This window comes from Spiroplasma sp. hy2 (assembly GCF_044714365.1).
In the GTDB taxonomy this organism is placed as follows: Bacteria; Bacillota_I; Bacilli_A; order Mycoplasmatales; family Mycoplasmataceae; genus Spiroplasma; species Spiroplasma phoeniceum.
Window position 1 is genome coordinate 1 of the sequence record NZ_RXFZ02000294.1, and the last position, 808, is coordinate 808.

At 16.1% G+C, this 808-nt stretch carries 1 pseudogene; it reads left to right on the plus strand.

What is annotated here, in order from left to right:
• Positions 1–249 precede the first annotated feature (249 nt).
• Positions 250–808 (plus strand): annotated as a pseudogene (locus tag EHV01_RS06160) (IS481 family transposase); the annotation flags it as partial.

The following is an 808-nucleotide window of genomic DNA, read 5'->3' on the forward strand; positions in this document are numbered from 1 at the left end:
AAAAAAACGGTAACATAATAAAAGTGATATTTTTACAAAAGTTAAGGTTTTATAAAAATATAAATTATATTAAATAATAATTGATAAAAAAATTGTTAATTTTGTAGAAAATAATTGATAAAGTCAAAAAATAATTATCAAAAACCATTATAAAATATAGGGATTATAAAAAATTATTTTACTAAAAATCTAATAAAATCAAGGTTTTATTAAAATACCAAGAGTTTTCTACAAAATTAAAATAAATTAATGAAATATATTATTAATAATTTTAATTTAACTGATTTACAAGCAAAATTAAAGGATTTTTTAAGTAAAAATTATCAAAATAAATATTATAAAAGAATCAAACAAAAAATATTTTCATATATTAATTTGTGTAATGATTATTATGTTAATAACAATAAATTTTTATTGAAAGATTTAGTTAAAAAATATTTTAAAAATAAATTTTCAACTTTTTATTATTGATCAATTAAAATTTTAATTGCATATGAAAATAATAATTTTGATAATTTATTATTAAAATCAACAGTTCCTAACAATATTAATTTTCAATATAGCGATGATATTCGTGAAAATATCTGTGATTTATATTTTGAGTATTGTAATAAACACGCTGGGGGTGTTTTATCTTTGTTTTATAATTTAAAAAAAGGAATTCACGGCGAAAAATTAAAAATTGAAGCACCTAAAAATTTAAAAACATTTTTTCGTTGACTTAAAAAAGATAAGCGTTGATTAAAAATAAAAAATAAAATTAAAGAAATTAAAAGACAGCATCCAAGATATGAAGTTAAAGAATWAW